The sequence below is a fragment of the Rhizobacter sp. genome (assembly GCF_031412495.1).
Taxonomy (GTDB): domain Bacteria; phylum Pseudomonadota; class Gammaproteobacteria; order Burkholderiales; family Burkholderiaceae_C; genus Schlegelella_A.
In genome coordinates, this window is sequence record NZ_JANODC010000060.1 from 1 (window position 1) to 5,831 (window position 5,831).

Annotated in this window: 5 protein-coding genes and 1 pseudogene; 3 read left to right on the forward strand and 3 right to left on the reverse strand. The window is 71.7% G+C overall.

Annotated features, from left to right (window positions below):
- Nucleotides 1-847 (reverse strand): SDR family oxidoreductase (locus AC30N0_RS02275; RefSeq protein ID WP_489516318.1); only part of this gene is annotated, 847 nt, incomplete at its 3' end.
- A gap of 110 nt (nt 848-957) precedes the next feature.
- On the opposite strand from AC30N0_RS02275, the gene AC30N0_RS02280 reads away from it, so the two are divergent.
- Complete coding sequence (locus tag AC30N0_RS02280; RefSeq protein ID WP_489516319.1) at nt 958-2,163, forward strand: acetyl-CoA C-acetyltransferase; 1,206 nt, start codon at nt 958-960, stop codon at nt 2,161-2,163.
- Nucleotides 2,164-2,165: 2 nt separating this feature from the next.
- A complete protein-coding gene (locus AC30N0_RS02285) occupies nt 2,166-4,295 on the forward strand; it encodes a 3-hydroxyacyl-CoA dehydrogenase NAD-binding domain-containing protein (protein ID WP_489516320.1) in 2,130 nt (709 codons plus the stop codon).
- On the opposite strand, the gene AC30N0_RS02290 is transcribed toward AC30N0_RS02285, so the two are convergent.
- On the reverse strand, nt 4,288-4,596 hold the full coding sequence (locus AC30N0_RS02290; protein ID WP_489516321.1) for a c-type cytochrome: 309 nt from the start codon (nt 4,594-4,596) through the stop codon (nt 4,288-4,290). The genes AC30N0_RS02285 and AC30N0_RS02290 overlap by 8 nt on opposite strands.
- Nucleotides 4,597-4,702: 106 nt before the next feature.
- Between AC30N0_RS02290 and AC30N0_RS02295 the strand changes: the two genes are divergently transcribed.
- Nucleotides 4,703-4,984, forward strand: a complete 282-nt coding sequence (locus AC30N0_RS02295) for a TIGR04438 family Trp-rich protein (protein WP_489516322.1) — start codon at nt 4,703-4,705, stop codon at nt 4,982-4,984.
- A gap of 66 nt (nt 4,985-5,050) precedes the next feature.
- Here the strand turns inward: AC30N0_RS02295 and AC30N0_RS02300 are convergent.
- Nucleotides 5,051-5,677: pseudogene (locus tag AC30N0_RS02300) on the reverse strand (IlvD/Edd family dehydratase); the annotation flags it as partial.
- Nucleotides 5,678-5,831 lie beyond the last annotated feature (154 nt).

A 5,831-nucleotide genomic window follows, 5' to 3' on the forward strand; every position in this document is an offset into this window, starting at 1 on the left:
TGCCGCCGGTGCCGACCTCGGGCCAGACGCGCTTGGCGTTCGGTGCCGCGCCGTCGACGCGCAGGCACGCACCCGACACGAACGCCGCCGCCGGCGAGAGCAGGTAGACGATGGCCGAGGCGACCTCGCTCTCGGTGCCGAGGCGGCGCAGCGGCACGAGCTCGGGCAGGCCGCGCAGCGTCGCCTGCATCTCGGGCGGATAGCGGTCGAGGCCGCTCGACGCGATCCAGCCCGGCGCAACCGCGTTGACGCGCACCGGCGCCCACTCCAGCGCTGCGGTCTCGGTGAGGTTCAGCATCCCGGCGCGCGCCGCGCCGGAGTGGCCCATGCCCGGCATGCCGCCCCACATGTCGGCAATGATGTTGACGATGGCGCCGCCGTTCACCCGTGGCGGCCCATCCGCTGCATCGCTCCCCCCGCTCGCGACGAGCATCCACTGCGTGACGCACTCGCGCGCCATCAGGAAGCCGCCGGTGAGGTTGTTGCGCACGACCGCGTCCCACCCCTTGGCGCTGATCGAGGCGAGCGGCGCGGGGAACTGGCCGCCGGCGTTGTTCACCAGCGCATCGATGCGGCCGTGCCGGGCCAGGATCGCGGCGACCGTGCTGCGCACTGTCTCTTCCTCGCGGATGTCGCAGGCATGCGTGGAGCAGATGCCGCCGGCGGCCTCCATCTCCAGCCGCACCGCATCGAGCCTGTCGATGCGCCGGCCGACGATGGCCACCGCGGCGCCGAGCGACGCCAGCTCGTGCGCCGTGCAGCGGCCGATGCCGGAGCCGCCGCCGGTGACGACCACCGCCTGGCCCTGCAGCAGCCCCGGCGCGAAGATGGATCGATAGCCCGTCATGTGCCTGTCGTTCAACCAAGCACCTGCTCGGTGCCGGCGAGTGTGCCGAGCCGGATAATCTTGTCAATGCGGGCGACCGTCGTCGCCGCCGCGCGCTTCGGAGCCTTGCCATGACCCACGCCATGATCTTCGACGCCGTCCGCACGCCGCGCGGCAAGGGCAAGAAGGACGGCAGCCTGCACGAGGTCAAGCCGATCGACCTGCTCGCCGGCCTGCTCGTCAAGCTGCAGAAGCGGCACGGATTCGATCCGGCCGCGCTCGACGACGTCGTCATGGGCGTTGTCTCGCCGGTCGGCGAGCAGGGCTCCGTCATCGCCAAGACGGCGGCGCTGAAGGCCGGCTGGGACGTCAAGGTCGCCGGCATGCAGATCAACCGCTTCTGCGCCTCCGGTCTCGAGGCCGTGAACATCGCGGCGCAGAAGGTGGCGAGCGGCTGGGAAGACCTCGTCGTCGCCGGCGGCGTCGAGAGCATGTCCCGGGTGCCGATCGGCTCGGACGGCGGCGCCTGGTCGCAGGATCCGGCCACCAACTTCCAGATCGGCTTCGTGCCCCAGGGCATCGGCGCCGACCTGATCGCGACGCTGGCCGGCTGGGGCCGCGAGGACGTCGACCGCTACGCGCTCACCTCGCAGCAGCGCGCGGCCGCGGCGCAGTCGGCCGGCCGCTTCGACCGCTCCGTGCTCGCCGTCGAGGACGAGATCGGCCTCACCGTCCTCGAGCGCGACGAGTTCATCAAGCCGCGGACCACGCTCGAGGGCCTCGGCCAACTCAAGGTCGCCTTCGAGGAGCTGGGCGCGATGGGCTTCGACGCGGTGGCGCTGGCCCGCTACCCGCAGGTCGAGCGCATCGCCCACGTGCACACGGCCGGGAACTCGTCGGGCATCGTCGACGGCGCGGCCGCCGTGCTCGTCGGCAGCGAGGCGATGGGCCGCACGCTGGGCCTGGTGCCGCGGGCGCGCATTGTCGCCACCGCGCTCTCCGGCGCCGACCCGACGATCATGCTCACCGGCCCGATGCCGGCGACGCGCAAGGCGCTCGCCAAGGCCGGCCTCAGCGTCGACGAGATCGACCTGTTCGAGGTGAACGAGGCCTTCGCCGCGGTGCCGATGCGCTTCATGCGCGAGCTGAACGTGCCGCACGAGAAGGTCAACGTCAACGGCGGCGCCATCGCCATGGGCCACCCGCTCGGCGCGACCGGCGCGATGCTGGTCGGCACGCTCCTCGACGAGCTCGAGCGGCGCGGGCTGAAACGCGGCGTCGTCACCTTGTGTGTCGGCGGCGGCATGGGCATCGCCACCGTCATCGAGCGCGTCTGACGATGCGCACCCTGCGCTACGAGATCGATGCCGGCGGCATCGCCACGATCACCTTCGACGCCCCCGACGCCTCCGTCAACACCATGACGCCGGAGTGGCAGGCCGACCTCGCCGAGGCCGCAGCGCATGCGCTGGCGGACAAGGACCGCATCCGCGGCGTGCTGCTCGCTTCGGCGAAGCCGACCTTCTTCGCCGGCGCGGCCTTGAAGAGCTTGCTGACGCTCACGGAGAAGGACGCGGCTGCGAGCTTCGCTGCCATCGAGGCCATGAAGGCGAGCTTCCGCAAGCTCGAGACGCTGGGTCGCCCGGTCGTGACGCTCCTCGCCGGATCGGCGCTCGGCGGCGGCTGGGAGGTCGCCCTGATCGGCCACGCACGCTTCGCCCTCGACGACGCGAAGATCCAGTTCGGCACGCCCGAGGTGTCGCTCGGCCTCATTCCCGGCGGCACGGGCATCACGAAGACGGTGCGCCAGCTGGGCCTCCTCGCGGCGCGGCCGTACCTCGTCGAGGGGCGCCTCTTCGGCCCGCGCGAGGCGCGCGAGCTCGGCTGGATCGAGGCCCTGTTCAGCAGCGTCGACGAGATGCGCGAGCAGGCGCTGGCCTGGATCGACGCGCATCCGGATGCCATGCAGCCGTGGGACCGGCGCGACTACCGCCTGCCCGGTGGCACGCCGTCGAGCGCGAAGATCGCCGCCGCGCTTGCAGTCGCTCCGGCGATGCTGGCGCAGCAGACGCGCGGCCTCTACCCGGCGCCGCAGGCGGTGCTTGAGGCCATGGTCGAGGGCGCCCTGGTCGACTACGACACGGCGACGCGGATCGAGAGCCGCAAGCTGGCCCGGGTCATGGTCGGGCAGACCGCCAGGAACATGATCACGGCCTTCTTCTTCGACCTCAACGCCATCAGGTCGGGGAAGGCTCGGCCGAAGGGATTCGAGAAGTGGCGGCCGGCCCGCGTCGGCGTGCTCGGCGCCGGGATGATGGGCGCGGGCATCGCCCATGCGAATGCGGCGCGAGGCATCGCCTGCGTGCTGAAGGACGTGTCGATGGAGAAGGCGAACGCGGGCCTGGAGGCCGTGCGCCGGATCACCTCGCGTCAGGTGGCCCAGGGGCGCGTGGACGCGGTCGCCGAGGCGCAGCTGCTCGGGCTCGTCGTGCCGACGGCGGACGGGCACGCGCTCGACGGCTGCGACCTCCTCATCGAGGCGGTGTTCGAGAACCGCGAGCTGAAGTCCCGCGTCACGCGCGAGGCCGAGCCGATGCTCGCCCCCGGCGGCATCTTCGCCAGCAACACCTCGACTCTGCCGATCACGGGCCTGGCCGAGGCGAGTGCACGGCCCGAGCGCTTCGTCGGCCTGCACTTCTTCTCGCCGGTGCACCGGATGCGGCTGGTCGAGATCATCCGCGGCGCCGCGACCAGCGAGGAGACGCTCGCCCGCGCCTACGACTACGTGCTGGCGATCGGCAAGACGCCGATCGTCGTCAACGACTCGCGCGGCTTCTTCACCAGCCGCGTCTTCGGCACCTACGTGATGGAAGGCGCGTCGATGCTCGCCGAAGGCATCGCCGCGCCGCTGATCGAGCATGCGGCGCTCGCTGCCGGGATGCCGGTCGGGCCGCTGGCGGTGCTCGACGAGACGTCGCTGTCGCTGTCGGTGCACGTCATGGAGCAGACGCGGGCCGACGCCGCGGCGGAAGGCCGGACGGTCGTGCCTTCCGCGGGCGAAGCGCTGGCGGAGCGGATGGTCAGGGAATTCGGGAGATCAGGTCGAGCCGGCGGCGGCGGCTTCTACGACTACCCGCCGGACGGGCCGAAGCGGCTTTGGCCCGGCCTGCGTCGGCATTTCGAGAAGCCCGGCCCGGTGCCCGACCTCGCCGAACTGAAGCAGCGCCTTCTCTACCGCCAGTCGATCGAGACGGCGCGCTGCCTCGCCGAGGGCGTGCTGACGAGCGTGCACGAGGCCAACATCGGCTCGATCTTCGGCATCGGTTTCCCGGCCTGGACCGGCGGTGCGATGCAGTTCATCGCTTCCGAGGGTCGCGACCGGTTCCTGGCCAACGCCGCTGCGCTGGCCGAACGCCATGGCGAGCGCTTCTCGCTCGCCCCGGAGGCGCGCGCGGCAGTCTCTACTTGAGCGTCAGGATCCACTGCACGATTTGCTTCGCCTCGGCCTCGCTGACCTGCGGGTTGGCCGGCATCGGCACCGGGCCCCAGACGCCGGCGCCGCCCTTGATCACCTTCTGCGACAGCCTGGCGACGGCGTCGTTCTGCCCCGCGTACTTGGCGGCGACGTCCTTGTAGGGCGGGCCGATCACCTTCTGGTCGACCAGGTGGCAGGCCATGCAGTTCTTCTTCTTGGCGAGCTCCGGGTTGGCCGCCGCAGGCAGGCAAAGCATGCAGGCGATCACGAAGGCGGCGTTCGGGAGCGGTTTCATGGCGGGACCCACGGGCGCGGCGACATGCCGCTCGGCTACGATCAGGATAACGGAAGGGGCCGGTCACGCGTTGACCCTCGCGCCTCGCCGGGCCTCGGAGAAGCGCATGCTGTTCGTCATCATCGGCGTCGTCCTGATCCTCCTCAACGTGGCCGGCGTGGGTGTCTTCGGCACCTGGAACTGGGAAGTCTTCGGCGACCTCTGGAAGTTCGTCACGCCGTTCATGCTGGCGCTTGCTTGGTGGATCTGGTCCGACAAGTCGGGCCTCAACAAGCGGCGCGAGATGGATCGCATGGAAAAGAAGAAATCCGACCGGCGCAAGGAAAACCTGGTCTCGCTCGGCATGGACAACCGCGCCCGCCGCAAGGCGCAGAAGCAGCAGCGCTAGCAACCGACGCGGCAGCCGCCCGCGCTGCCTGCATCGGCCGGCGCCTGCATGGGCCGGCGCTACGATTCAGTCGGCGTCGAGCACCGCGCCGCGGCTCGCGCTGGAGGCGTTCTTCGCGAACTTGGCCAGCACGCCGCGCGTGTAGCGCGGCGCCGGTGCCTTCCAGGCGGCGCGACGCTGAGCCAGCTCGTCGTCGCCGACCTCGAGCTGCAGGACGAGCCGGTGCGCGTCGATGGTGATCGGGTCGCCTTCCTGGACCAGCGCGATCGTGCCGCCGGCGTAGGCCTCCGGCGCGACGTGGCCGACGACCATGCCCCAGGTGCCGCCGGAGAAGCGTCCGTCGGTGACCAGGCCGACGCTCTCGCCCAGGCCCTGGCCGATGAGCGCGCTCGTCGGCGCCAGCATCTCGGGCATGCCTGGAGCACCCTTGGGGCCGAGGTAGCGCAGCACCATCACGTCGCCGGGGACGATGCGCCGCTCCATGATGGCGGCCATCGCCGACTGCTCGTCGTCGAAGACGCGGGCCGGCCCCGTGATCACCGGGTTCTTGAGGCCGGTGATCTTCGCCACCGCGCCTTCGGGCGACAGGTTGCCGCGCAGGATGGCGAGGTGGCCGTGCGCGTACATGGGGCGGTCGATCGGCCGGATCACGTCCTGCCCGGCCGGCGCCGCCGGCGGGCCGGCGAGCGGCTCGGTGGTCGGCAGAGCACACGTCTGAACTCCAGTCACGGCGCTTGATCGCGGTGGCCGTCTTCTGGTTGGTCAGGGGGGGGGGGGGGGGGGGGGGGGGGGGGGGGGGGGGGGGGGGGGGGGGGGGGGGGGGGGGGGGGGGGGGGGGGGGGGGGGG

Coding starts and splice junctions, on each gene's coding strand:
- AC30N0_RS02290 (WP_489516321.1), bottom strand. CDS start 4,596: ATGAAACCGCTCCCGAACGCCGCCTTCGTGATCGCCTGCATGCTTTGC.
- AC30N0_RS02280 (WP_489516319.1), top strand. CDS start 958: ATGACCCACGCCATGATCTTCGACGCCGTCCGCACGCCGCGCGGCAAG.
- AC30N0_RS02285 (WP_489516320.1), top strand. CDS start 2,166: ATGCGCACCCTGCGCTACGAGATCGATGCCGGCGGCATCGCCACGATC.
- AC30N0_RS02295 (WP_489516322.1), top strand. CDS start 4,703: ATGCTGTTCGTCATCATCGGCGTCGTCCTGATCCTCCTCAACGTGGCC.